Below are 228 nucleotides of genomic sequence, written 5' to 3' on the forward strand. Positions count from 1 at the left end.
GTTCGGCGAGCGCCGCGCCCCCCTGGCGATGGGCCTGACCGGCCTGGTCTTCGGCATCCCGGTCTTCTTCGACGTCGGCATCTTCGTCCTCGCCCCGATCGTCTACGCGGCCGCGAGGCGCTCCGGCCGCTCGATCCTCCTCTACTGCCTCCCGCTCCTCGCCGGCCTCTCCATGACCCACGCCTTCCTGCCGCCGCACCCCGGCCCGGTCGCCGCCGCCGGACTGCT

At 74.1% G+C, this 228-nt stretch carries 1 protein-coding gene; it reads left to right on the top strand.

Features of this window, described 5'->3' with window-relative positions; all coding sequences use genetic code 11:
- Nucleotides 1-228, top strand: a 228-nt coding sequence (locus tag CCN44_RS47100; protein ID WP_244204064.1) for a GntP family permease, incomplete at both ends; no start/stop codon positions are given.

It is taken from the genome of Streptomyces tricolor, from assembly GCF_002155905.1.
In the GTDB taxonomy this organism is placed as follows: Bacteria; Actinomycetota; Actinomycetes; order Streptomycetales; family Streptomycetaceae; genus Streptomyces; species Streptomyces tricolor.